At 69.5% G+C, this 26335-nt stretch carries 20 protein-coding genes; 7 read left to right on the top strand and 13 right to left on the bottom strand.

The window, feature by feature from the left end; all coding sequences use genetic code 11:
* On the bottom strand, positions 1-214 hold a 214-nt coding region (locus tag ACWDU1_RS09050), incomplete at its 3' end, for an NAD(P)-binding protein (protein WP_449996951.1).
* Between the two features lie 67 nt (positions 215-281).
* Between ACWDU1_RS09050 and ACWDU1_RS09045 the strand changes: the two genes are divergently transcribed.
* The 4 genes from ACWDU1_RS09045 (at position 282) to ACWDU1_RS09030 (ending at position 5570) form a co-directional block, all read left to right on the top strand.
* Complete coding sequence (locus ACWDU1_RS09045) at positions 282-914, top strand: TetR/AcrR family transcriptional regulator (protein ID WP_449996949.1); 633 nt, start codon at positions 282-284, stop codon at positions 912-914.
* Positions 915-941: 27 nt separating this feature from the next.
* Entirely contained in the window at positions 942-1781 is an 840-nt protein-coding gene (locus ACWDU1_RS09040; RefSeq protein WP_449996947.1) for a helix-turn-helix domain-containing protein, read from the top strand.
* Positions 1782-2022: 241 nt separating this feature from the next.
* A complete protein-coding gene (locus tag ACWDU1_RS09035) occupies positions 2023-3855 on the top strand; it encodes an ABC transporter ATP-binding protein (RefSeq protein WP_449996945.1) in 1833 nt (610 codons plus the stop codon).
* Entirely contained in the window at positions 3852-5570 is a 1719-nt protein-coding gene (locus ACWDU1_RS09030; protein ID WP_449996944.1) for an ABC transporter ATP-binding protein, read from the top strand. The genes ACWDU1_RS09035 and ACWDU1_RS09030 overlap by 4 nt, the downstream gene beginning before the upstream one ends.
* A gap of 7 nt (positions 5571-5577) precedes the next feature.
* On the opposite strand, the gene ACWDU1_RS09025 is transcribed toward ACWDU1_RS09030, so the two are convergent.
* From ACWDU1_RS09025 to ACWDU1_RS09010, 4 genes are all read right to left on the bottom strand, one after another.
* Positions 5578-5853, bottom strand: a complete 276-nt coding sequence (locus ACWDU1_RS09025) for a DUF1330 domain-containing protein (RefSeq protein ID WP_449996952.1) — start codon at positions 5851-5853, stop codon at positions 5578-5580.
* A 62-nt stretch (positions 5854-5915) separates the two neighbouring features.
* Positions 5916-7397, bottom strand: a complete 1482-nt coding sequence (locus tag ACWDU1_RS09020) for an ATP-binding protein (RefSeq protein ID WP_449996943.1) — start codon at positions 7395-7397, stop codon at positions 5916-5918.
* Between the two features lie 31 nt (positions 7398-7428).
* On the bottom strand, positions 7429-8457 hold the full coding sequence (locus ACWDU1_RS09015) for a TIGR03617 family F420-dependent LLM class oxidoreductase (protein ID WP_449996941.1): 1029 nt from the start codon (positions 8455-8457) through the stop codon (positions 7429-7431).
* 61 nt (positions 8458-8518) lie between these two features.
* Positions 8519-9895 (bottom strand): ABC1 kinase family protein, encoded by a 1377-nt coding sequence (locus ACWDU1_RS09010; RefSeq protein ID WP_449996940.1) that lies wholly within the window; start codon positions 9893-9895, stop codon positions 8519-8521.
* Positions 9896-10055: 160 nt separating this feature from the next.
* Here ACWDU1_RS09010 and ACWDU1_RS09005 point away from each other — a divergent pair, with 160 nt between their 5' ends.
* Positions 10056-10763, top strand: coding sequence for a TetR/AcrR family transcriptional regulator (locus ACWDU1_RS09005; RefSeq protein WP_449996939.1), 708 nt, complete (start codon positions 10056-10058; stop codon positions 10761-10763).
* A gap of 37 nt (positions 10764-10800) precedes the next feature.
* Here the strand turns inward: ACWDU1_RS09005 and ACWDU1_RS09000 are convergent, their stop codons facing one another.
* The 7 genes from ACWDU1_RS09000 to ACWDU1_RS08970 all read right to left on the bottom strand — a co-directional run bounded on the left by ACWDU1_RS09000 (position 10801) and on the right by ACWDU1_RS08970 (position 23742).
* Complete coding sequence (locus tag ACWDU1_RS09000; RefSeq protein WP_449996937.1) at positions 10801-12012, bottom strand: PucR family transcriptional regulator; 1212 nt, start codon at positions 12010-12012, stop codon at positions 10801-10803.
* A gap of 414 nt (positions 12013-12426) precedes the next feature.
* Entirely contained in the window at positions 12427-16233 is a 3807-nt protein-coding gene (locus ACWDU1_RS08995) for a multifunctional oxoglutarate decarboxylase/oxoglutarate dehydrogenase thiamine pyrophosphate-binding subunit/dihydrolipoyllysine-residue succinyltransferase subunit (protein ID WP_449996935.1), read from the bottom strand.
* A 124-nt stretch (positions 16234-16357) separates the two neighbouring features.
* Positions 16358-19984 (bottom strand): ABC transporter ATP-binding protein, encoded by a 3627-nt coding sequence (locus tag ACWDU1_RS08990; RefSeq protein ID WP_449996933.1) that lies wholly within the window; start codon positions 19982-19984, stop codon positions 16358-16360.
* Between the two features lie 100 nt (positions 19985-20084).
* Positions 20085-20867, bottom strand: coding sequence for an ABC transporter permease (locus ACWDU1_RS08985; protein WP_449996931.1), 783 nt, complete (start codon positions 20865-20867; stop codon positions 20085-20087).
* Entirely contained in the window at positions 20864-21802 is a 939-nt protein-coding gene (locus tag ACWDU1_RS08980) for an ATP-binding cassette domain-containing protein (RefSeq protein ID WP_449996929.1), read from the bottom strand. The genes ACWDU1_RS08985 and ACWDU1_RS08980 overlap by 4 nt, the downstream gene beginning before the upstream one ends.
* Positions 21799-22605 carry a hypothetical protein gene (locus ACWDU1_RS08975; RefSeq protein ID WP_449996928.1) on the bottom strand — a complete coding sequence of 269 codons (807 nt, stop codon included), beginning with the start codon at positions 22603-22605 and terminating at the stop codon, positions 21799-21801. The genes ACWDU1_RS08980 and ACWDU1_RS08975 overlap by 4 nt, the downstream gene beginning before the upstream one ends.
* 111 nt (positions 22606-22716) lie before the next feature.
* Entirely contained in the window at positions 22717-23742 is a 1026-nt protein-coding gene (locus tag ACWDU1_RS08970; protein ID WP_449996926.1) for a glutathione S-transferase family protein, read from the bottom strand.
* Positions 23743-23780: 38 nt separating this feature from the next.
* Here ACWDU1_RS08970 and ACWDU1_RS08965 point away from each other — a divergent pair, with 38 nt between their 5' ends.
* Both ACWDU1_RS08965 and ACWDU1_RS08960 read left to right on the top strand, forming a co-directional pair.
* The gene (locus ACWDU1_RS08965) at positions 23781-24575 is read left to right on the top strand and encodes an enoyl-CoA hydratase/isomerase family protein (protein WP_449996924.1); all 795 of its coding nucleotides are present in this window, start codon (positions 23781-23783) and stop codon (positions 24573-24575) included.
* Between the two features lie 151 nt (positions 24576-24726).
* Positions 24727-26082: a class I adenylate-forming enzyme family protein gene (locus ACWDU1_RS08960; protein WP_449996922.1), complete on the top strand. Its 1356-nt coding sequence runs from the start codon at positions 24727-24729 to the stop codon at positions 26080-26082.
* A gap of 3 nt (positions 26083-26085) precedes the next feature.
* On the opposite strand, the gene ACWDU1_RS08955 is transcribed toward ACWDU1_RS08960, so the two are convergent.
* On the bottom strand, positions 26086-26335 hold a 250-nt coding region (locus ACWDU1_RS08955; protein WP_449996920.1), incomplete at its 5' end, for a tyrosine-protein phosphatase.

Raw genomic sequence — 26335 nt, 5'->3', positions numbered from 1 at the left:
GGTGCGAGGGCACATCGCAGGCCGCGCCGGGGTAGGTGTTGTCGCGCCAGGTGCCCCCCACATCGCTACCGCGTTCCAGTACCAGGAAATCGTCTCGGCCCTGCTGGGTCAGCCGGATGGCGAGGCCGAGCCCGGCGAAACCGCTGCCGACGATGATCGTCCGCAGGTGGCGGGGCCGGTTCGCGACAGCTTTGTCTGTAACCTTGCGACTCATGTATTCAGCGTAAGGTCTTATTGAGCCGGAGTCAACAGTATTGAACGGGAGTCAGTAGGGTGGAAGGGTGAGTACGAGTCCGGGAGAAACCGCCAAACGCATCCGACTGAGCCCGGACGAGCGGCGGACCCAGCTGATCACCCTCGGGGTGAAGATGCTCGGCGAACGGGCCATCGAGGACATCTCGGTCAGCGAGATCGCGGCCCAGGCCGGTATCTCCCGGGGCCTGCTGTTCCACTATTTCCCCACCAAACAGGACTTCCAGCTCGAAGTGGTCCGGCACGCGAACGCCGAACTGCTGGCCCGGGTGATACCCGACCCCACCTTGGGCCTGTTCGAGATGCTGCGCGATTCGGTCGGCCGCTATATCGACTACGTCAGCGAGAACCGCACGTCCTACCTGGCCCTGCTCCGGGGACCCGCGAGTTCCAGCCCGGATCTGGCCGGGCTGGTGGACCAGACCCGGCGGGCGATCGTCGGCATCATCCTGACCCAGGTCCCGCTGACACCGGAGGAGCGCGAACAGCCGCGCCTGGTCCTCGCGGTCCGGGGCTGGGTCGCGTTCACCGAGGAGACCACGCTGTCGTGGTTGCGTGACGAATCCATCGCGCGCGACGAATTGATCGATCTGCTGGTGGAATCGCTGCTGGCGCTGGCGATGGCGGTGAACCCGGCGGTGGCCGCCGCACTGCGCTCCTGAGCGGTGGACCGTTCGTAGACTGACCGCATGGGACGATTCGAGCCGGTTCCCGACGCCGCGGCGCTCTGGGATATCGCGCTACCGCCGCCGTCCGGGCGCCGGGCCGGGATCAGCATGGCCGGATTCCGTGGCCGGACCGGCCGGCTCGTCGATATCGAGGTCGTCCCGTATCCGGCCATGACGGTGTTCCTCGACTTCGGTGACGCGACGATCCTCGACTCGGGTGCCGATCGGCCGATCAGGGACGGGATCGTCACCGGTCTGAGTTCGGTAGGGGTGCGGGGACGCGGGAATGTCGTCGACTGCCTGCAGATACGACTGTCGCCGGTGGTCGCGCACGCGGTACTGGAAGGCGCGACCGGCCTGGGCGGCGACACCGTCGCGCTCACCGAACTCTGGGGTCGCGAGGCCGGAAGGCTCGCCGAGCGGCTGCACGAGGCCCGGTCCTGGGACGACCGGTTCGCCCTCGCGGGCGCGGCCGTCGCCCGCCGGTTCGACACGGGCCGCCGCGTCGAGCCCGAAATCGCTTTCGCCTGGCGGCGTCTGGTGGCGACCCGCGGACAGGTCCGGATCGAACGGCTGGCCGCCGAAACCGGCTGGAGCCGCAAACGGTTGTGGTCGCGGTTCCGGGCACAGCTCGGTACGACCCCGAAACAGGCGGCCAATCTGGTCCGCTTCGATCACGCGGCGCATGCGCTGGCAGGCGGGCTCAGCGCGGCCCGGGTCGCCGCGGAAGCCGGTTACTCCGACCAGTCCCATATGCATCGTGAGGTGGCGGCTTTCGCCGGGGCCACACCGGCCGCGGTCGCCGCCGCGCCCTGGCTGGCGGTCGACGATATCGCGTGGCCGGTCGCCGGCCGGGCGTGAGCGAGCGGTCCCGACCGGGTTCGGTGCGAGTGCCGGACCGTTCCCGCCTCGGCACGACATTTATCCAATACGCCGGCGACCTGTGCCGGAGATCCTGACTGCTGTATCCGGAATCGGATCGCCGGTACCGGGTTCGGGTACCGGGGCGCGGCGGCGCACGCCGCGAGAGGTCAGGGAGACAGGCGATGGCACAGCACGAAGGACCAGGGGTATCCGGGAAGTCCCGCGAGGGAGGGGACAGATGACCCGCACCGACGCGGGCTCCGATCGTCCGCCGGCGGATTCCGCCGCACCCGGAACGGCACAGTTGCTACGCCCCTATCTCGGCGGTTTCACCGCGGTGGTCGTCCTGCAGATCATCGGGGCCGTCGCGGGGCTGGCACCGCTGCTCGCCGTCGTGGAGCTCGGCCGTACCCTGCTGTCGCCCGGACCGGCCGACCCGCGCCATGTCTGGATCGTCGTCGCCGTCGGCGCGGGCGGTCTGCTGGTGCGGTTGCTGGGCACCGCGGCGTCCTCGGGGATCGGGCATCTGCTCGACAGCCGGGTGCAGTTGTCGCTGCGCCGCCTGCTGGCCGCGCGCCTGGGCCGGGTGCCGATCGGCTGGTTCTCCCGCCGCCGGACCGGTGAATTGGCGAAGGTCGTCGGCGACGACGTCAGCGCCGTGCACCCGTTCATCGCGCACACCCCCGGGGAACTCGTCTCCGCCTTCGTGGTTCCGCTGGTATCGCTGATCTACCTGTTCGGCGTCGACTGGCGCCTGACACTGATCACGCTCATTCCGGTAGCGCTGGCGCTGGCGCTGGTACCGCTGATGATGACCCCGGCACGGCTCCGCGAGCAGAACGCGTTCGACGAGGCCATGGGGCGTATCGGCGATTCGGTGGTGGAGTTCGTCCAGGGCATCGCGGTGGTGAAGACCTTCGGCGGGGCGGGGCGGGCCCATCGCGAATACGCGAAGGCCACCGGCGATTTCGCCGATATCTTCCTGCGGATGGTGCGTGGTCTGGCCGGCGTCGCGGCCGCGATGCAGACGGCGTTGTCGCCGCCGTTCGTGCTGTTCGTCGTGCTCGCCGGGGGCACGATACTGATCCTCGACGGGTCGCTGGCCCCCGCCGACCTGCTCCCGTTCCTGCTGCTCGGATTGGGACTGACAGCGCCGGTCGCGGCACTGCAACACGGTTTCGACCATATGCAGGCGGCCGGGCGGGCCGTGGGACGGGTGCGCGAAATCCTGGGCGAGCCACCGATGCCCGAACCCGAGCGGCCCACTGTGCCCCGGGGACACGGGGTGCGGCTGGACGGGGTCCGGTTCGGGTACGACGCCGGTCGCGAAGTACTGCGCGGGATCGATCTGGTGCTCGAACCGGGCACCCTGACCGCGCTCGTGGGTCCTTCGGGAAGCGGCAAATCGACCCTGGTGCAGTTGCTGCCGCGGTTCTTCGATCCGTCGGCCGGATCGGTCACGCTCGGTGGCGTGGATCTGCGCGAGATCGGCAGCCGCGAACTCTACCGCCGGGTGTCCTTCGTGTTCCAGGACGTGCGCCTGCTGCGCGCCTCGGTCGCGGACAATATCGCGCTGGCGGTCCCGGCCGCCGCCCTCGACGATGTGGTGCGCGCCGCCCGGATGGCCTGTATCCACGAGCGAATCCTCGAGCTCCCGTTCGGCTACGAAACCGTGCTGGGCAGCGACGCCGACCTCTCCGGCGGCGAGGCGCAGCGGATCGCGATCGCACGCGCGCTGCTCGCCGATACCCCCGTGCTGGTGCTCGACGAAGCGACGGCCTTCGCGGATCCGCAGACCGAACTGGCGGTCCGTCTCGCACTCTCGGCGCGGACCGGCGAACGGACCACGCTGGTCGTCGCCCACCGGCCGGAAACCGTGGCCACCGCGGACGCGGTCGCGGTGCTCGACCACGGCTCGATCGCCGAATACGGCAGTCCCGCCGACCTGCTCGCGCTCGGCGGGAAGTTCGCCGAGTTCTGGCGGACCCACCAGGACGGTTCCGGCGAGCACCATCTCCGCCTGGGGCCGCCGGCCGGCGCGGAAACCACACCCGGAGGGAAATCGCGATGATCCGACTGCTGCTGCGCGTCCTGGGTGACGATTACGCTGTACCGGTCCGCCGCACCGTGGCGCTGATGACGGCGGCCGCCGTCGCCGAGGGGCTGTCCTACGCACTGCTGGTCCCGATCCTGCGGGCACTGTTCGGATCCGACCCCGGCAGCGCCCGGCCGTGGCTGTGGGTGTTCGGCGCGGCGGTCGCCGGATATGCGATCCTGCGTTACCGCAGTGACCTGTCCGGCTTCCGCGCCGGCACCACGCTGCTACGCGGTGTCTACGGACGGCTGGGCGATCATCTGGCCCGGCTGCCGCTCGGCTGGTACACGGCGGGCCGGGTCGGCGAGGTCTCGCTGCTGGCGGGTCGCGGGGTACTGCAGGCCATGAGCGTGATCGCCCATCTGCTCGCGCCGTTCGTTTCCGCCGCGGTGACACCGCTGACCATCCTCGTCGTGATCTTCGCGTTCGACTGGCGGATGGGGCTGGCCGCCGCTGTCGCGGTTCCCCTCATCGCGGTGATCCAGGCGTGGTCGGGACGCGCCATGACGGCCGCCGACCACGAACGCCACGCGGGCGATCAGGAGGCCGCGCGCCGGGTCATCGAATATCTCCAGGCCCAGCCGGTGCTGCGGACCGGTGGTCGCATCACCGAAGGCTATCGGGCACTGGATGATTCGCTGCGCGATGTCGAACGTGCGTCGCGCCGGCTTGCCCTCTCGGCATTGCCGGGCGTCGTCGCGCTGACCGTAGTGGTGCAGGCGGTTTTCACGGCGCTGCTGGCGCTGGGCGTCTATCTCGCCCTCGGCGGGCAGCTCGGTACGGCGGAACTGCTCGCCATCCTCGTACTGGCCGCACGCTGCGCCGACCCGTTGCTGAAGCTGGCCGAACTCGGCGGTCAGTTGCGCGGCGCGCGGGCCGAACTGGTGCGCCTGGACGGGGTGCTGCGGACCGATCCGCTACCGGAGCCACGCGTACCCCTGCGCCCGGAACGCCACGACCTCGCACTCGACCGGGTGACCTTCCGGCACGGCGGCCGGACCGTGCTCGACGAAGTATCACTGGTCGTACCGCACGGGCAGCGGCTCGCGGTCGTCGGATCCTCCGGCGCGGGCAAGACCACACTGCTGCGGCTGCTCGCCCGGTTCTACGACGTCGATGCGGGTACCGTGCGGCTGGGCGGCGTGGATGTCCGCGATATCGGCACCGAGGACCTGATGGCGCGATTCGCGATCGTCTTCCAGGACGTCTACCTGTTCGACGGCACCCTCGAGGAGAACATCCGCCTGGGCCGTCCCGGTGCCGGGGACGACGAGGTGCGAGCGGCGGCCACGGCCGCCCAGCTCGACGAGGTGATCGCCCGCCTGCCCGACGGCTGGGCCACACATGTCGGCGCGGGCGGCGCCTGGTTGTCGGGGGGTGAACGCCAACGGGTCTCGATCGCCCGCGCGCTGCTGAAGGACGCGCCGATCGTGCTGCTCGACGAGGTGACCTCGGCGCTGGACCCGGTGAACGAGGCCGCCGTGCACGACGGGATCGAACGGCTGATGGCGGGCCGCACAGTGGTGCTGGTCGCGCACCGGCTGCGCACGGTCCGCCGGGCCGACCGGGTGATCGTCCTCGACGCGGGGCGGATCGCCGAGGACGGCACCCACGACGAACTGCTGGCCCGCGGCGGACGTTACGCGCGGCTCTGGGAGATATCGGCGGCGCCGCTGGCCGGCAGCGGGTGAACCGGCCTCACGCCCCGGCGACGCCGGCCCGGATCACCGCCGCGGTGGTGGCCGGATCGTAGTCGTCGGCGACCCCACCCACCAGGATCAGATCGCCCTCGATATGCCGGGAGCGCAGCGGCGCGATCTCGCGGTATGCCGGCGAATCCCACCAGGCCCGTGCCTCGTCGAGCCCGGGGAAGCCGATCACCACGATATGGCCGGGCCAGCTGCCCTCCACGACCTCGTGCTGGGTGCCGTGCACCAGGAACCGGCCGCCGTACGGTGTGAAGGTGGCGGTGATGCGCTCGATGTATTCGGCGATCTCCGGGTGCGGGGCGGCTGCACGCAGGTGGGCCGGGCCGATCAGGGCGTGGAATACAAGGCGGCGAGATCGACCAGCACGGGTGTCTCGGGACCGTTGCGCCGCTGCCCTGGTGCGGCGCCCGCCGCGCGAAGATTCTCGTCGAATCCCGCGCCGCTGTAGCAGGCAAGGACGGTCTCGCTCGTGTCGTATCCTTTGGCCGCCAGCAATTCCTGTGCCCGCCGCAGCCGGTCGAGATGCCCGAGAGTTATGGTGCGGTCCCACTTGACCTCACCCAGTGAGAGTATCCGCCTGGATCGGCCCGATTCCTCAGGTGCGAGCACCGCGACATCGACCTGGATCTGTCGCTTTTCCTTGGGATCGCCGATCGTTGCGGAGGCCACCTGGCCAGGTAGATCACCGAAGACCTCGGGGCCTGCCGACATCGCCCACTCCCGGCACAGTCGCTCGAAGTGGGGGCCGACCACCTGCGCCGGGAAGGTGGCCTGTGAATTACGCCAGGCGGCTTCGGGGTTGCCGCGTTCCAGACGTGTCCACTCACGTCGCATGATCGCCTCGTAGAACACGATCAGCGGCTCGACGATCCGGAAGACCGACTTCCCTCGGTTGAACGGATCGATTTCCCGGATGATCAGCTGCGCGTCCTCCAGTATCGACAGGGGGTGCCCGATATCGGTGGAGTTGCGGCCGATAGCGTTCGCGATTCCCCCTCGTGTCGTATGTCCTCCGGCAATGGCGCCCAGTACGGCGTGATACAGCGCCACATCACGGATCTCGGTTTCCTCGGCCAGCAGATACCGTGCTTCCCGGAACAGGGGTACTTGCGGGTTGAGCACCGTGCGCAGTACCCAGGAATCGAAATCCGCCAGCGAGGCGGGTGTATCGCCCGCGACGAACTCACGTCGATATGCGGGCGTCCCGCCGACGATCGCATGGACCAGCACTGCCAGCCGCGGATCCTCCAAACCCCAGAATCGAGCGGACTCCCTGTACCCGAGGGGCTTGACGACCAGTTCCAGGCTTGCCCGTCCACGCAGTGGGGCGCTGCCGGCCAGCAGCCGTCCCATGACGGACATGGCAGATCCGCACAGCAATATCCGTGACCCGGCCTTCCGTGCGTCGCCACGTGGGTCCAGTGCCCGCTGCAGTAACGAGGGAAGTGCCGGACTGGCCTTGCTGAGATATGGAAACTCGTCGATCACGATCAATCCGTCGCCCACCACCGTGAACAGTCGCTCGAGGGCCTCGCCCCAGTCGCGGAACGCGTAACGGCCTCCGCCTGCGTATGCCGCGACGGCTTCACCGAATCCGCGCAGCGCCTCGACTTCGGCCGCGTCCGTCGCCGTGAAGAAGAACCCTCCACCGGCATCGGCCAAGGCGTCCAGCAGATAGGTTTTGCCCTGACGACGGCGGCCGCTGACGATGCCCAGCCGTACGTCCGGGCTCGGTGACGTCGCGAAACGTACGAGACCCCCCCATTCGCGGTCACGGTCGAATACTCGGTCCGGCTTCACCCAGGTCATTCTTAGAAGTATAGTTATAAGAACTATACTTCTATAGTACGTCGGCGGATGTGTTCCGGTCTCGACGAAGCGCGGTCGCGAGGGCGGCGATCTGGTCGACCGGCGGGTCGTAACCGGGGAAGTAGCAGCACACCCGGTCGGTGATATCGCCGAAACGGTGGATGATCTCGGCGGCGCAGTCCTCCGGAGTGCCGCGTACGGCCAGGGTTTCGAGCATCTCCTCGGAGACGCGGTCGAACATCCGCATGATGTCACCGGTTTTGGACAGAGCGTTGAGTTCGGGCTGGAGATCACCCCAGCCCTCCACTTCCAGCACCGGGCGGTAGGCCGGGGTCGAACCGTAGAAGGCCAGCAGGCCGCGGACCCCGCGTGACGCCGCCGCGAGTTCGTCGGGGGTTCGGCCCATGGCGACGATCACCTGTGGATAGAGGGGGAATTCCGTCCGGCCCGCCCTTTTCATCCCCTCCGCCACCGCCGCCAGGGTCCGCTCCCGGAAATGGCGACGGCTGTTGAACGGCATCACCAGCAGGCCGTCCGCGACCTCGGCGGCGGTCCGGGTCATCACCGGGCCCAGCGCGCCGAGCAGCACCGGCGGCGGGCCGTAGGGGTTGGGGCCGGGGACGAACGTGGGCGGCATGAGGGTGTGACGGGTGTGCGCACCCCGGAAGTCCAGCGGGGTGCCGTCCTGCCAGGAGGTCAGGATGGCTCGTACGGCGAGCACGATCTCGCGCATCCGGGCCGCCGGCGCCGACCAGGTGGCGCCGTAGCGCTTCTCGATATGCGGCCGGATCTGCGAACCGAGCCCGAGCCGGAAACGGCCGTGCGACATCAGCTGCAGATCCCAGGCCGCATGCGCGAGATGCATCGGACTGCGCGGCATGGCGATCGCGACATTGGTCATCAGATCGGCGTCGACCTGTCCGGCGACCGCCGCCAGCGGCAGCAGCACATCGTGCGGGCCTTCGAAGGTGAACAGCCCGGCGGCGCCCGCGGCGGTGAGGGTGTGCGCGCGCCGCACCGCGCGGTCGGGCCGGGCATCGAGCTGGAGGTCGAGCAACATCACCTCATCCAAGTGCACGACGGCCGCCGCGGCGGGTGATCGGGTGGAACGGGCGCCGGGATCAACCGTCGCGGCCGGCCCGCCACCGCGCGATCGTCCGCCCGATCTCGGTGGCCGGTGGCTCGCCGTACATCCATTCGCGCGCCAGGCGGTGCCAGTTGGCCGTGGTGCGCAGCTGACCCAGCGCGGCGAAAGTGAACAGGTCGGCGCGCCGGGAGAACGCGTGTTCCGGGGGAAGCAGCTGGTGTCTGAGCCCGTGGAATTCGCTGCGCCGCGGGTCGGCGGCGAGGATCAGCGCGCTGGTCGCGAGCTCGGGTGTGATCTCCAGTTCGTCGTCGAACAGATGCCAGCCCGCGGCCGCCCAGATGTATTCCAGGCACTCCCGCGGGGTGACACCGGCGCCGGGGTCGACGATGCCGCGGTTCACCCATTCGCGGTACACGTCCTCGCCGCGCAGTTCGCACGCCGCCCGCAGGCAGGTGCGTTCGAGCTCGACGTGTACCGCGTCCATCGTGTGGAAGAGACCGAAGTCGACGAAGCACAACCGGCCGTCGGCGCCGAGCAGGATATTGCCGGGGTGCGGGTCGCCGCAGAATTCGTTGTCGGTGAACAGCGAACCGATGTAGAAGCGGTAGATCAGCTCACCGTATCGGCCGCGGTCGGCGTCGGGCAGTTCCCGCAGGTGTTCGAAGGACCGGCCGTCGACGAATTCGGTGACCAGGACGTGGCGGCCGCAGAATTCCCCGACGACGTCGGGCACGGTGACGAAGGGGTGGTCGCGATAGCGGTGCGCGATCCGGTGCTGGGTGTGCGCCTCGCGCGGGTAATCGAGTTCGCCGAGAATGTTGCGGGTGATCTCGTCGAGGAAAGCGGTGTCCGCGACGGTGGGCAGCACCGATTTCCAGAGCTTGCCGAACCAGGCCAGGTTGCGCATATCCGCGGCGACGGCCTCGTCGACACCCGGATACTTCACCTTCACCGCCACCGCGCGCCCGTCGTGCAGCCGTGCGCGGTACACCTGCCCGATGGAGGCCGCGGCGACCGCGGTCTCGTCGAATTCCGCGAACACCCGCGAAAGGGGCCCGAGGTCACCCTCGACGACACCCCGCATCTCGTCGAACGGGAACTCCGGTGCGCTGTCACGCAGTTCGGCGAACCTCGCCCGGAACTGTTCGCGATAGGACTCGGGGACCAGATCGAGGTCGAGCACCGAGAGCATCTGCCCGATCTTCATGGCGGCGCCCCTCATACTGCCCAGCACGGTGACCGCCTGCTGTGCGGTTTGCATGGCGGAGCGCTCGGCCATGATCTTCCTGGCCTGCTCCGGCCGCCCGACCATGGCCAGGCGGGTGGCCGCACCGCGTACGGCGCCACCGGCCGCCAGCCGGCCGAGCTGCCCACCACGCGTCACTCGGCCCCCGGGGATCCGGCTATCCACGCATACCTCCGTGGCGATCCGGTGCCGGGCACCTTCCGCCCTGGTTTGTCCCCGGCGCCAACCGGCCGCCGCGGGGGTTGTCATCGGGACGGGATAATCCCGAACGGGCGTCGATCCGCCCGAAGTGAGCAAAGCTCAGGTTCATCCGGAGAGGAGTGCCATGAGGAGCAGAACCGCCCGTCCGGGTCGACGGCCCACACAGGAGCGGGCCAAGGCCACCCGGGAGCACATTCTCGACACCGCGGCCCGGTTGTTCGGGGAGCGCGGTATCGCCGACACCTCCACGAACCGGATCGCCGCGGAGGCCGGGGTCAGTATCGGCACGGTGTACCGGTACTTCTCTGACCGGTCGGTGATGGTCGACGAACTGCTCGAACGGTTGCTCTCCGACGCCGAACGCAGTTTCACCGGATGGTTCTCGGAAATCTCGCGCACACCGGTCCACGGGTTGCGCGGCGCGATGCCGGAAATACTGCTGAGCCTGCTGGAGATGTTCAGCACCGAACTGGCGGCGAATACGAAACTGGTCCGCTCGCTGGTCGACGGTGTCCAGTTCTACAGCAGCGGACTGCCCGAGTTCGAGCCGCGCCTGCGCCTGCTGGTGAAGCTGGTGCTGATCCAGATCTTCGGCCCGGGCGACGATCGCACCTACGACACGATGGCCTATGTGCTGGTCAACGCCGGATTCTCGGCCGTCCTGCGGACCGCGGCCACCGAAGTACGTCCCGAGGACCGCACGGAGATCATCGCCATGACCGCGCGGATGATGGGGACCTGGGTCGACGCGGAGATCGAAGCCGGGCAGCCCGAACCCGCGGCCGCGTACCGGCCGCGTGCCGTGGCCGGGAACGGGCACGCACCCGGCTGAAGCGACCGAAACCCGGCATCCGGCGCCGGCGGGGCCGCTACTGCGCGAGCGGCAGATCGGCGCTGTCACCGCGGTCCATATCGGTGAGTCCGGCGAAGGTACGGACGACGAGGGCCGACCGCAGCTGCCACAGACCGGCCGCGGTGGTCGGGTCGAAACCGGTGAGCTGCCCGATGCGCTTGAGCCGGTAATCCACCGTGTTGGCATGGATATGCAGGGCCCGGGCCGTCCGCCGGCGATTGAAATCGTTGCCGATATGACGCGCCAGGGTTTCGAGCAACTCGGGGTGGTCGTCGAGCGGATCCAGTTGCGACGCCAGGCTGTGGCGGCCCGGCCCCGGCCTGCTGAGCTGGTATTCCAGCGCCACGTCACCGAAGCGGTACAGCCCGGGCGGGCAGTGCAGCCGCTGGACCACATCGAGTAGTTCGTGCACCCGCCCGACGACGTCGGGAACCTCGGTGACGCGGGCACCGGCGACCGTCGCGGTCACCGGGACCCGGGCGGCCCCGGACAGTCTGTCGATCAGCTCGTCCAGCCGATCCTCGGCGAGTGCGTCGCCGGGCACGAGCACCGTCCCGCCGTCGACGCTGAGCAGTGCGAGAACACCCTCGCCGGTCCGTGTCAGTTCCGATTGGATCCGGCGCAGTTTGCGGCGTGCGACGATCCGGCCGTCGAGCGCGGGATGGGATTCGTCGGGATGCTCCGCGATCGCCAGCGCGAGAACGTGATAGCTGTCGGCGATCGCGATACCGGATTCCCGCGCCATGGTCGAGGTCGGGTGGCCGCCGAGCACCGCGGAGGTGAGCGTATGCACCGCCGTATGGTGCTCCGCGACCGCGGACCGGTATTCGCGGACGTAGGCGCCGGCCACGGTGGTGTTCATCGTGTCGAGTAGTTCCACCACCATTCGCGAGCCGTCCAGCACGCTGTTCAGGTCCCGCTCGGTCGCCGCCGCGGCGATGAGGTCCAGACCGAGTTTGAACCCCTCGTGGATGGCGTGCAGGATCGTGGTGATGGGTATCCCTTCGCGGGCCCACTCCTCGGCGGCGGCCGCCAATCTGCCGGTCTGGGCCGGGATATCGCCGCCGTCCAGGACCGCGACGGCCGTTTCCAGGCATGCCCTGGTGATCGCGGTGATCTCCCCCGACACCACATCGCCGGGCAGGGTGCCGCAGGTGGTCACGTTCTCCACGAAGTGCCCGACCATCTTTCGTGAGACCCGGTGGACGTCCTTCAACGGCGCGGACATCGGATTCCCGGGGTATTTCGCAGCCGCGGGAAACGCGCTGCGGGTTGCCCTCGTGCCCGGAGTTGTCATCGTCGACTTCCTTCCGCCCAAACCGTGCGGGCAACGCTGCCTCGCTGTCCCGGTGCGCCCGAGTGATCCGAGTCCCCGCACTCGATTCGGCTCGCCGCTCCAGATCGGTAGAAACGACCCTAAGGTCTGCGGCGACTCACCTTCTACTTTTCTTTCCGGCACCTGCCGGGCGGTTGTCTCACCGGCTGTGAGCAGCGGTGATATCGGTGCCCGGGCGGTCCGGGTGGGTGCCGGGCAACGATAAACTCGACGACCGCTCACTTTTGACGCGCCCACGACGAACGACGCCGGGAGCGATCCGTCTCGGGTCGAGACGGTCCGCTCCCGGCGTCGGGACCGCTATCGCTACCGGTCGGTCGGAGCGAAGGCCTCTTCGATGATCTCGGCCTGCTCCACCGCGTGCACCTTGCTCGACCCCGAGGACGGGGCCGACATGGCGCGGCGCGAGATGCGGCGCAGGCGGCCCAGCCGCTGCGGCAGCAGTTCCGGCAGATTCAGGCCGAAGAACGGCCACGCACCCTGGTTCGCCGGTTCCTCCTGGACCCAGGCGATCTCGGTGGCGTTCGAGTACCGTTCCAGCGCCTCGTTCAGGCGGAACTTCGGCAGCGGGTAGAGCTGCTCGACCCGGACGATGGCCACATCGTCACGCTTGCGCTTGGCCTTCGCGGCGGCCAGCTCGTAATAGAGCTTGCCGCTGGTCATCAGGATGCGCTTGACGGCACCGCGATCGCCGATGCCCTGCTCGTAGGTGGGTTCGTCGAACACCGACCGGAACTTGGACTCGGTGAAATCCTTCAGATCGCTGACCACGGCCTTGTTGCGCAGCATCGACTTCGGGGTGAAGACGATCAGCGGCCGGCGGATGCCGTCGAGCGCGTGGCGGCGCAGCAGATGGAAGTAGTTGGCCGGGGTGGACGGCACCGCCACCGTCATCGAACCCTCCGCGCACAGCTGCAGGAAGCGTTCGATACGGCCGGAGGTGTGGTCCGGGCCCTGGCCCTCGTGCCCGTGCGGCAGCAGCAGCACGACCTCGGAGAGCTGGCCCCATTTCGCCTCACCGGAGGAGATGAACTCGTCGATGATCGACTGCGCGCCGTTGACGAAGTCACCGAACTGGGCCTCCCACAGCACCAGCGCGTCCGGGTTGCCCAGCGAATAGCCGTATTCGAAGCCGACGGCGGCGTATTCGCTCAGTGCCGAATCGTGCACCGCGAACCAGCCGGGGTTCGCGCTGTTGAGGTTGTGCAGCGGGGTGTACTCGGCCGCGGTCTTGCGGTCGATGATCACCGAATGCCGCTGGGTGAAGGTGCCGCGCCGGGAATCCTGACCGGTCAGGCGCACCGCGCGCCCCTCGTCGATCAGGGTTCCGAAGGCCAGCAACTCGGCGAAGGCCCAGTCGACCTTGCCCTCGTAGGCCATCTCGCGGCGCTTCTCCAGCACCGGCTGCACGCGCGGATGCACGCTGAAACCGTCGGGCACATTGAGGAACGCGTCACCGATGCGCTGCAGCACCGATTTGTCGACCGCGGTGAGCACGGTGGACGGGATCTGCTGATCGTCCTCGACCGATTCGCTCGGGCCCTGGGCGTACTTCTCCAGCTCCCGGACCTCGTTGAAGACCCGTTCCAGCTGGCCCTGGTAGTCGCGCAGGGCGTCCTCGGCCTCTTTCAGCGAGATATCGCCGCGGCCGATCAGGCTTTCGGTGTAGCTCTTGCGGACACTGCGCTTGGTGTCGATGACATCGTACATGTACGGCTGGGTCATCGACGGGTCGTCGCCCTCGTTGTGACCGCGACGGCGGTAGCAGATCAGGTCGATGACCACGTCCTTGCGGAACTTCTGCCGGAAATCGACCGCCAGACGCGCGACCCAGTCGCAGGCCTCGGGATCATCGCCGTTGACGTGGAAGATCGGGGCACCGATGAACTTGGCGATATCGGTGGAGTACTCGGTGGAGCGGCTGTTCTCCGGGGCCGTGGTGAAGCCGATCTGGTTGTTCACCACGATATGGATGGTGCCGCCCGTGCGGTAACCCCGCAGACCCGACAGGTTCAGCGTTTCCGCGACCACGCCCTGGCCCGCGAACGCGGCGTCACCGTGCAGCATCAGCGGGACGACCGAGAAGCCCTCCTCGCCGTCGCCCTTGTCCAGCAGATCCTGCTTGGCGCGGACCAGACCTTCGAGCACCGGGTCGACCGCTTCCAGATGCGAGGGGTTGGCGGTCAGCGAGACCTCGATCTCGTTGTCGCCGAACATCTGCAGGTAGGTGCCGCGCGCGCCGAGGTGGTACTTCACATCGCCCGAGCCGTGGGTGGCGGCCGGGTTCATATTGCCCTCGAACTCGGTGAAGATCTTCGAGTAGGGCTTACCGACGATATTGGCCAGCACGTTGAGCCGGCCGCGGTGCGGCATACCGATGATCACCTCGTCCAGCGCGTATTCCGCGCACTGGTCGATCACGGCGTCCATCATCGGGATGACCGATTCGGCGCCCTCCAGCGAGAAACGCTTCTGGCCGACGTATTTGGTCTGCAGGAAGGTCTCGAACGCCTCGGCCGCGTTCAGCCGGTTCAGGATGTACTTCTGCTGGGCGACCGTCGGTTTGACGTGCTTCTGCTCGACCCGATCCTGCATCCATTCGAGCTGATCGCCCTCGAGGATATGCGTGTACTCCACACCGACGTGGCGGCAGTAGGAGTCGCGCAGCACCGACAGCACATCGCGCAGTTTCATCCGCTCTTCGCCGTGGAAGCCGCCGACATTGAACTGCCGGTCCAGATCCCACAGGGTCAGGCCGTGCTGGGTGACGTCGAGATCGGGGTGGCTGCGGAACTTGTCCTTCACCAGGCGCAGCGGATCCGTATCGGCCATCAGGTGACCGCGGTTGCGGTAGGCGGCGATCATCTCCAGCACGCGGGTGCTCTTGTCGACGCCGCGTTCCTTGACGTCCTTGCGCCAGCGGATCGGCTCGTAGGGCACACCGAGACCGTGGAAGATCTCGTCGTAGAACTCGTCGGCGATCAGCAGCGTATGGATGGTGCGCAGGAAATCGCCGGATTCGGCGCCCTGGATGATGCGGTGGTCGTAGGTGGAGGTCAGCGTCATGAGCTTGCCGATGCCGATCTCGGCGATCCGCTCATCGCTCATGCCCTGGAACTCGGCCGGGTACTCCATGGCGCCGGCGCCGATGATCGCGCCCTGGCCCTGCATCAGCCGCGGCACGGAATGCACGGTGCCGATGGTGCCGGGGTTGGTCAGCGAGATCGTCACACCGCTGAAATCCTCGGCGGTGAGCTTGCCGTCGCGGGCGCGCCGGACGATGTCCTCGTAGGCGGTGTGGAACTGCCCGAACGACATCTCCTCGCAGCCCTTGATGGCGGCCACCACCAGGGAGCGGTTCCCGTCTTTACCGGGAAGGTCGATGGCCAGGCCCAGGTTGGTGTGGGCCGGCGTCACCGCGTTCGGCTTCCCGTCGACCTCGGCGAAATGCCGGTTCATATTCGGGAAGGCCTTCACGGCCTGCACGATCGCGTAGCCGAGCAGATGGGTGAAGGAGATCTTGCCGCCCCGGGTGCGGGCGAGATGATTGTTGATGACCAGCCGGTTGTCGATCATCAGCTTCGCCGGCACCGCGCGCACGCTGGTGGCGGTCGGGATGGACAGCGACGCCGACATGTTCTTGGCGACCGCCGCGGCAGCGCCGCGCAGCACCTTCTTCTCGTCGGCGGCCGGCTGCGGCTTCGGCGCGCCCGAGGTGGGCGCCGCGTTCGAGGACGGCGCGGGGGTGGTCTGCGGGGCGCGCTTCTGCTGCGCGGCCGCCGAGGTCTTGGCCGCGGCGTTCGCGGGCGCGGCGGGCTTCTCGGCGGGGGTGGCGGGCTTGGCCGGGGCGGGGGTGGTGGCCCGGGTCCGGACGGAGGCGGCTTCGGCGGGCGCCGGGGCGGGAGCGGAATTCACCGGGGCCGCCGAAGCCGGAGCGGCCTGACTGTTACCGGAATCACCGGAGGTCTCGGGGGTGTAGTCGGCGAGGAACTCGTGCCAGCTGGCGTCTACCGAGGATGGATCCTGTTTGAACTTCTGATACATCTCGTCGACCAGCCACTGGTTCTGACCGAACTGGGATTTTGAGCTGCTCACAGCAGGTGTTCGCCTCATTTCGTTCTTCGCGCTGCGACGTTTGTGACGTGCCCGGCACAAGGGGACCGGTGGATGGGTACCCGATACGCCCTCTGACGAGGATATGCCCCCGCGCACATCGGCTCCGTCACGGACCTCCGGACTACCCCGACCTCATTGATGACGACTCGTCCTCGTCCGAGAATATTCCTTCCGTCGCGCGGGCCGCTGTCCAGAGGCGGGCATACTCGCCGCCGGCCGCGAGCAGCTCGGCGTGGGCGCCCACTTCCACGATCCGGCCCTGTGCCACCACTGCGATCCGATCGGCGCGGGCCGCGGTGGCAAGTCGATGTGCCACCACCACGGTAGTCCGGTTCCGGGCCAGGGATCCGGTCGCGGCCAGGACTTTTTCCTCGGTGTCGGGGTCCAGGGTCGCGGTGGCCTCGTCGAGGAGCAGGACATCGGGCTCGACGAGCTGGGCCCGGGCCAGCGCGATGAGCTGGCGTTGCCCGGCCGAGAGTCCCCGGCCTCGTTCGCCGACCGGACGGTGCATACCGCCGGGCAGCGCCGCGATCACCTCGGCCGCGCCGACCGCGCGGGCGGCCGCCGCGATCTCCGATTCGGTCGCGGATGGTTTCCCGAATGCAATGTTGCTGGCGATATCGCCGGCGAACAAGTGAGCTTCCTGCGGGACCATCCCCAGCCGGGATCGGTATCCCTGCAGCCGGTACTCGCGGATATCCACGCCGTCCGCGCGGATGACGCCGGAATCGGTGGCCGCGAGATCGTAGAGCCGGGCCAGCAGCTTGACGATGGTGGACTTACCGGCGCCCGTCGAACCGACGAGCGCCAGCGAGGTGCCCGGCGGGATACGCAGGTCCACCGCCTCGAGGGCGGCCCGCCCGGCGCCGGGGTAGCTGAACCGCACGGATTCGACGGCGAGATCCCCGCGCAATCCGGCCTCCAGAGGCGCGGCCTGCGGCGAGTCGGCCCGGATCGACGACGGCGTGCGCAGCAGCTCGCCGATGCGGCGCAGGCCCACCCGGGCCTGCTGGTAGCCGTCGAAGACCTGGGACAACTGCTGCACCGGGCCGAACAGCAGTTCCAGATACAGCACGAAGGCGATCAGGGTGCCCGCGCTGGTCCCACCGCCGGCCACCGCGTGCGCGCCGACGAGGATCACCAGGGCCAGGGCCAGATCCGTCCACGAGGCCATGAACGCGAAGTAGAGGGCGATCGCGCGCTGGGCCCGCATCCGGCTCCGCCGGTAGCGGGCGGAGTACTCGGCGAAACGATGCGCGGCGAACCGCTCGTGCCGGTTGGCCTGCACCGCCCGTAGCCCGGCGATGTTCTCCTGGAAATCGGCGTTCACCGTCGACACCCGTTCCCGGGAGATCGTGTAGGCCGCCGACGCGACCCGCCGGAAGATCAGGGTGGCCACTATCAGCGGCGGGAGCACGCCGAGCAATACCACCAGCGCCAGCCCGGTATCGATCACCAGCAGGGCCACCGCGATCCCGGCCAGCGACAGCACACTCACCAGGGCGGTGGACACACCGGTCTGCAGGAACGTCGACAGGGCGTCGACGTCGGTGGTCATCCGCGTCATGATCCGGCCGGACAGTTCGCGTTCGTAGTAGTCCAGCCCGAGCCGTTGCAGATGCGCGTAACTGCGGATCCGCAGGCCGTACAGCACCCGCTCACCGGTCCGGGAGGTGAGCATCGTGGTCGCGGCGGCCACCACCCAGCCGGCCACCACCAGACCGGTACCGAGCAGCGCGGCGACGGTCAGCGCGGACGGATCGCCCCCATCGACGCCGGCGTCGATCGCATGCCGGACCAGCGGCGGGAACCCGATTCCGATCAACGCGTCGAGGGCCAGCAGGGCGACGCTCGCCAGGACCAGGGTCCGGACCGGGCGCAGCAGCCGGGCCAGGGTGAAACCCGGATCGGGTTCGCGCAGCCGGTTCGGATCCAGCCGGGGCCGCTCGGTGGCCGGCGGCAGGCTGTCGATACGGCGCCGCAGCTCCGGGGTCTCGCTGAGTTCGGCCGCGGCCGCCATCCGGTCGGTGGAATGGACCCCCGGCAGGCGTTCGACCACCACCGCGGGGGCGTCCGCGGCGGCCGTCTCCGGCTCCGGCAGGCGGATCACCCGGTCGGCGTGGGCCAGCGTGGATTCGCGGTGGGCCAGGATGATCGTGGTCCGGGAGCCCTGATCGGGCAGGGCGCCGAAGATGGCGGCCTCGGTGACCGCGTCCACCGCCGAGGTGGCGTCGTCGAGCACCAGGATGCGCGGCCGGGCGAGCAGGGTCCGGGCCAGCGCGATGCGCTGGCGTTGCCCGCCGGAGAGGGTGAGTCCCCGCTCGCCGACCACGGTGTCGTACCCGTCGGGGAGCTCCTCGATGAACTCGTCGGCGGCGGCCTGCCGCGCGGCCGCGCGGATCTCGGCGTCGGTGGCGTCGGGCCGGCCCAGCGCGATATTGGCGGCGACGCTGGAACTGAACAGGAACGGATCGTCGAACACCACGCCGACCGCCGACCGCAGCTGCGCGGCGGCGATATCGGCGATATCCACCGCCGCGCCGTCGGCGCCGATCAGACGGATCCGTCCGGAATCGGGCGCGTAGAACCGGGGCAGCAGCAGCGACAGCGTCGTCTTACCGGATCCGGCCGGGCCGATCACCGCGACCGTCTCACCGGGGCGGACCCGCAGGTCGAGATCACGGAGTATCGGCAGGCCGCGGTCGAATCCGAAGGTCACCGCGTCCAGCTCGATACCGAGCGGGCCGTCGGGCACCGGCACCGGACGCGGCGGGTCGGCGACCGCCGGGCCCGCGTCGATCACCTGGTAGACGCGTTCGGCGGCGGCCTGGGTGAGCTGGGCCAGGATGATGACCGAGGCCATGGTGCGCGCGGTGGTGGTCATGGTCGTCACATAGGCGCTGAAGGCGAGGAAGGTACCCAGGCCGATACTGCCCCGCAGGGCCAGCCAGCCGCCGAGCGCGATCACCACCACCAGACCGGCCTGCGGTATCGCGGCCAGTGTCGCGGAGAAGCGGGCGTTGATCCGTGCCGCGCGCATCCGCTCGGCGAACAGGCGTCGGCCGTGCCCCTCCAGCACGTCGACCATCCGCGCCTCCTGGCCGAACCCCTTCACCACCCGGACCCCGGTCACCGTCTCCTCGACGTGCTGGGCCAGTTCGGCGGCCCGCTGCTGGGCCGACCAGGTCGCCGCGTGCAGCCGCGGACGGTTGCGGTAGACCACCACGATCACCAGCGGAACCATCAGCAGCGCGACCGCGGCCAGCAGCGGCGACAACCACAGCATCACCGCGGCGGCCAGGACGAATTGCAGGAACGACATCCCCGACAGTGGCGCCATCGCCAGCAGCGACTGCACCAGCTGCAGGTCGGTGATGGACCGCGACACCACCTGGCCGGTCCGCAGGGCGTCCTGACCGGCCCCGTCGAGCCGCTGCAGCGAGCCGAGCAGTTTCAGGCGCAACCCGTGCTGCACATCCAGGGAGAGTTTGCCGGCCAGCATCCGCCGCCCGAACGAGGCCGCGAACCGGCCCACCGCCAGTACGGCCAGCAGGCCGGCGACGATCCCGATCACCCGGGTCGCGCCGGAGGTCGCCGAATCCACCGCCCACTTGGTGAGCAGCGGCGCCACCACTTCGGCGGCGGCGCCCGCCACCAGGGCCAGCCCGATACCGGCCAGGGTGCCGCGATACTGCCGGCACTCCGACCACAGCCTGCGTATCCACCCCACCTGTGCGTCGCCGTCCATGCGCCCCCTCGAATACCTGTCTGCCATCGACCATAACGACGCCTGCCGACAGGCTCTTGTTCCCCGGTCGAGGCCGGGGAGGTGCGGCGGTGCCCGGACCCTAGAGTTCGGCCCGGCGCAGGGTCCACCAACCGGCGGCGCCGATCCCCACCGCCCACAGCAGCAGCACGACGATCGCCGCCGGCGCGGGCGCGAGCAGATCACTGTCGGTGAAGGAACCGGCCAGCAGGATGCTCAGCGTCGCCGACCCCGGCAGCAGCGTGACCACACCCGGGATGCCGATACCGGCGGTCACCACCCACAACAGCGGTTCGGCCAGCAGCAGCCAGCCCACCACCGAGCCGATCGCCAGGGCCGGCGTCCGCAGCAGCAGCCCGGCTCCCGTGCCGATCACCGCCCAGCACACCGCGGCCACCAGCCCGCCGCCCAGCACCGCGAACAACGTGCCGGTGAACTCGAACTTCCCCCGTCCGAACAACAGCAGGCAACCCACCGCGACGATTTCCACCGCCAGCGCGGCCGCCAGCGCGGCCACTGCTGTCACCAGGAACTTCGATCCCGCCAGCCGATCCCGGTCGGGGGTGAACAGGGCGGCGAGCACCAGCGAATCGTGCTCGTGCTCACCGGCCGCCCCCGCGGCGCCGAAAACCCCGGCCGCCAGGACCACCGCGGCCAGCGCCAGATACACCCCGATGGTCGCGGCACCCGTCACCGGATCGGCCTCCGGATCACGCGGGCCCGCCGCCAGCGCGGTGATCGACACCGCCACGATCGCGACCGCCACCACCAGCCCGGCCAGCACCCGCGGGTAGCGCAGGCTGGCGGCCTTGCGGTACTCGGAGAGCACGGGCGGAATCAGTTCCGCGGGAACCACATCGATCATCGGGACACTCCGTACGGCAGGGGAGCGGGCGACTGCACGGTCGGCGCGAGATGGGTCAGCGAGGCGAGCACCCGATCCGGATGGATCCGGTCGGCGACGATATTGTCCAGCCGGACCCGCGCGGCACGCGCGGCGCTCACGATATCGTCCTCGGTCGCCTCCGCCACGGCCAGCTGATCGTCCGGGCGGATCACCGCATCGGTGAAACCGCGCGCCGCCAGCGCGGTCGCGACGGCGATCGACGACGACGAGGCCACCACCAGCCGATCCGGGTTGCGCCGCCGCAGCCGGGCCGGACTCCCCTCGAACACCACGGACCCGCCGCTGAGCACCACCAGATGGTCGGCGATCGGCAGGGCCGTGACCAGGCTCTGCGTGGTGAACAGCACGGTCCCGCCGCGTTTGGTGTGGTTGCGCAGGAAACCCTGCAGCCAGGACAGCTCGCCCAGATGCATACCCGCGGCCGGATCGTCCAGGACGAGCACTCGCGGATTGCCGAGCAGGGCGGTGGCCAGGGCCGCCCGGGACTCCTCACCCGAGGTCAGGTCATCGGGAACGGCGCGGGCCCGCTCGGCCAGCCCGGTCGCCTCCAGTACGGCCGTCACTCTGCTGTCCGGATAGCCGCCGGCCGCCGCGTACACCCGCAGATGGTCGCGGACGGTCCGGCGCGGATGCAGCCCGCGGGGTGTGAGCACCGCGCCCAGCGCGGAACTTCCCCGGCCGCCCGCCAACGTCGCCGACCCCGCCGTCGGCGGCAGCAACCCCAGCAGGATCCCGGTCACCGTCGACTTACCCGAACCGGGCGGTCCGACCAGTGCGGCACAGGTGCCGTACCCGATATCGAACGAGATGTCCTGGGCGCCGACGGCGAAATCCGGATAACGCTTCGTCAGCCCCCGGACCGAGATCGCGGGACCGGCGGGCGGCGGCGTCACCGAGAACCGGCCGGTGGCTGCCGGCGGTCCTGGGCCAGCGGCGCGCCCTCGAACTGCGGCTCGACCCCATCACCGTACGGCGCGGCGGTACCGGCCGGCGGCAGGGCCGGCTTGGCGGGCGGCGGCGCAAGCTCCGCGTCCACCACCATCCCGTCGGCGAAATACGCCGGCGACGGGCCGAAAGCCTTGCGGGCGTTGTTGATCGTGGCCTTACCGAGCGCCCGGTTACCCACCCCGCCGATCACCGCGCCGATACCGGCCGGCACCACCTTGCCCGCCATCAACGCGGCACGTTTGGTGAGGAATCGGACGATGAACCGCTTCACCAGCGAATCGTTCATCCCGGCCAGCCCGGGAATCTTGTTCGCGAACACGGTGCCCCAGTTCTTGGCGCTGGTCCCGACGCTCTTCTGCACGATCTCCATACCGCTGTCGCCGAGCACCACCGCCAGCACCAGGGCCCGGCGCTGTTCCACATCCTCGGGCCGCACCCCGTGCACGGCGGCGACAGCGAGCGTGAACAGCGCCGACGCCTCCATGAAGAACGTGGTCTCCGCGCTCACCGCGGCCAGCGCGGCGATGGTGCCGACACCGGGGATCGCGGCGGAGGCGCCGACCGCGCTTCCGCTACCGGTCACCGCCAGCAGATATTGGCGTTCCAGCCGCTCGACGATCTGCGCGGGTGTGTCGTCGGGGTGGGCACGCCGCAACCGCGCGACATACTTGGCGACAGCGGGTGCTTGTAGACGGGAACCGTGGTCGAGTGCCTCGATCACGGCCTTTTCCAATGCCCCGTTACGCACGGCGTCATCCCTCCTCTTGGCCTCTCCGTGCACTGTAGGGCACGGGGGCCGGACGTTCCTTCTACCGATAACGGAGTACCCGGTTATTCGGTTCCGAAAGCGGGGGCGGGGTCAGGCGGGGCCGTTGGCCGGGGGGATCTGTTCGGCGGGGAGGGGGGCTTCGGGGGGTGTGCCTTCGCCGAAGGGGCGGCCGCCGAGGGTTTCGCGGTGGTGGGGGGTCAGCCAGTTGGTGAGGCTGGGGCCCTCGGGGACGATCCGGGTGGGGTTGATGTCGGTGTGGACCTTGTAGTAGTGGTCCTTGATCTGGGGGAAGTCGATGGTGTCGCCGAAGCCGGGGGTCTGGAAGAGGTCGCGGGCGTAGGCCCACAGGGCGGGCATCTCGGTGAGTTTGCTCCGATTGCATTTGAAGTGGCCGTGGTAGACGGGGTCGAAGCGGACCAGGGTGGTGAACAGGCGGACGTCGGCCTCGGTGATGGTGTCGCCGACGAGGTAGCGCTGGGTGGTGAGCCGGTCCTCCAGCCAGTCGAGTGCGGTGAACAGGCGGTCGTAGGCGGCCTCGTAGGCGTCCTGGGCGCCGGCGAAACCGCAGCGGTAGACGCCGTTGTTCACTTCCCGGAAGACGCGGGCGTTCACCTCGTCGATCTCGGCGCGCAGCGGTTCGGGATAGAGCCGCGGGGCGCCGTCGCGGTGGTATTCGGTCCACTCCAGGGAGAAATCCAGGGTGATCTGCGCGTAGTCGTTGGTCACGACCTGACCGGTGGGCACATCGACCACGGCGGGCACGGTGATGCCGCGCGGATAGTCGGGGAAGCGGGCGAGGTAGGCGTCGCGCAGGCGGGGGATGCCCAGGACCGGATCCACACCGCCGGGGTCGAGGTCGAAGGTCCAGCTGAGTTTGTCGTGGGTCGGTCCGCACAGGCCCAGGGAGAGCACCGGCTCCAGGCCGAGCAGGCGCCGCACGATCAGGGTGCGGTTGGCCCAGGGGCAGGCCCGGGCGGCGACGAGACGGTAGCGGTTCGGTTCCACGGGGTAGCCGTCGCGGCCGTCCGCGGTGATCCGGGTGGTGATGTAGTTGGTATCGCGCTTGAATTCGCCCGGTTCGACGTAGCTGCCCTGTTCCGTTCGCGAGTCGGTCATGGCACCAGTCTCGCAGCCCGGGGCCATAAGCTGGCGCCATGAGCGATACCAAACCCACTCGGCTGGAGCGCACGAAGACCGCCGGCGGTGCCGAAGTCGCCACGCTGACGCTCGCGGCCCCACCGCTGAACCTCTTCGACCAGGCGATGTTCGATGCCCTGGTGGCGGATGTCGCCGAGTTGTCGGCGCGGCCGCCGCGTGCGGTGCTGATCCGGGCCGAGGGCAAGGTCGTCTCGGGTGGGGTGGACGTGCATACCTTCCAGGGGCTCACCGCGGACCAGGGCGCGGGCCTGTGGCAGGACCTGTTCACCCGGATCTCGCATCCCATCGAGGCCCTGCCCTGTCCGGTGATCTTCGCGGCGCATGCGCTGACCCTCACGGCGGCGTTCGAGATCGCGCTGGCCTGCGATGTGATCCTGGCCGCGCCGAAGGCGAAGTTCGGGCTGGTGGAGATCGTCGTGGGGCTGACGCCGTCGATGGGCGGGCCGCAGCGGCTGGCCGAACGCGCGGGGTCGGGCCGGGCGCGGGAACTGGTGATGACCGGCGACCTCTACGACGCGGCCACCATGCGCGAGTGGGGCGTGGTCAACCAGGTGCACGACGACGTGGATACCGCCGCGCTCGCCCTGACCCACCGGCTGGCCGAGGGGCCGACCCGGGCCCATGCCGCCACCAAGCGGATCGTCGAGGCGTGGCGGTCGGGCGGGGTGGCCCATGCCGACGCGGTGACTCCGCAGGTGTCGGGGGAATTGTTCGGCACCGGGGATCTGCCGCGCGCGGTGCGCAGCTTCCTGGAGGAGGGTCCCGGGAAGGCTGTTTTCGAGGGCCGGTGACCACGGGCGGCCGCCCGGACCGGTGATACCGCCGGCCGTACGGCGCCGCCTGCACGAGCCGATCCGGCCGATTCGACCGGTCTGCACCCATTTCTGTGATCTGCGTCATATAGTCACGGGAGACAGACTGTTCGATTCGGGCGGAGGTCCGATGCAATCCGGTACGACCACGATCATCGGGCCCGCTGCCGGGCCGCATATCCGGAGCGCGACGAGCCGGACCGGAGCGGCGGCACCGGTGGTGGAGTTCCACATCACCGACCCGGGCTCGGCCGCGCCGCTCTCGCGCGGCGCCGACGGCGTCCTGCGCTACGGCAACCTCAGCCCCGCCCTCACCGAACTCCTCGACCTGCAGGTCCATGCCTTCTCGCAGCGGGAGGCCGTGGTGGAGATCGGCGGCGGCCGGCTGACCTACCGCGAGCTGTGGCATTCGGCCTCCCGGGTGGCCGGTGGGTTACAGGAGCACGGGATCGGCTACGGCGACCGGGTCGCCGTGCATATGCCGCCCGGTGTCCGGTGGGTCCAGGCCTTCCTGGGCGCGTTGCTCAGCGGTGCGGTCCCGGTGCTGGTGCATCACGGACTGCCCGGTGAGCTGGCGGACCGGGTCATCACCGACAGCGATGCCGACTTCGTGCTGGGCTCGCCCGAGCGGGGATGCGGCGCGACCCGCGGTGACCAGTACCGGTCCGCCGACCTACCCGACGGCGCGGCGTTCATCGACGACGGCGCGGCCCTCAACGATCTCGCCCTGCTCTGCTACACCACCGGATCGGGCGCCGCGATCGCCCCGACCGGTGTGGAACTCACCAACGAGAATCTGCTCTCGGCGATCCGGTCCATGGTCGCGGCCCTGGACCTGCCCACCGAGGGGTTGCGCAATCTCCTGCTGCATCCGCTGGCCTCGGCCGGCGGCTGCGTCGATCAGCTGCTGCCGACGTTCGCGGTCGGCGGCACGGTCGTGCTGGCCCGGGGGCGGGCCGCGGTCGCCGCGGCCATCGCGACCGAAGCCGTCGACACCCTGGCCGCGAACGCGAGCATCCTGCGTGGCCTGCTACCCGGTCTGGCCGCGGGCCGGGCCACCGGGTTGCGGACGGATCGGGTGATCCGGATCAGCACCGCCGACCAGCGCCGGGCCGCGTCCGACGAAGACACGCCCGGACCCACCTTCGCCCGCGACCTCGGTGAGGTGTTCCCCTCGGCCCGGCAGTGGTCGGTCTGGGGCGCCACCGAGACCAGCGGTATCGGTCTCGCGGTGGGCCCGACGGCGGGGGCGGCCGAAAGCACCGACGATTCCGTCCTGGGCTTCCCGTTCGGCGGTACCGAACTGGCGCTGTGCGGGCCGGAGGCCACTACCGGGCACGGTGAGCTGCTGTGCCGCGGGCCGAATGTCACACCGCGGTACTGGAATGATCCACAGCGCACCGCCGACCGGTTCACCGGGACCTGGTTCCACACCGGTGACCAGGTCAGTATCGGCGCCGACGGATTGGTGCGGCGCAGCGCCTGACGGTCAGGCCACCAGCCGGTCCCGCAGCTGTTCGCGCAGCCGCGGGGTGAAACCGATCGCCGTCAGGTAGGTGTCGAAATCCCCGTGCAGCTCGTTGCTGGATGCCACGCCCGCGCGCAGGTACTCCTCGCGCACCTCCAGGACGGGCGCGGGCAGTTCGTCGCCGAACTCGTTTTTCAGCGTGGAGCGCAACTGGGCCACCGCGTCATTGCTGAGCAGATAGTCGGTGAGGATCTCGGCCTCGCCGACACCG

The organism is Nocardia sp. NPDC003345, assembly GCF_053589395.1.
The sequence above is the reverse complement of the archived record's forward strand: the minus strand, read 5'-3'. Positions and strand labels throughout refer to the sequence as shown.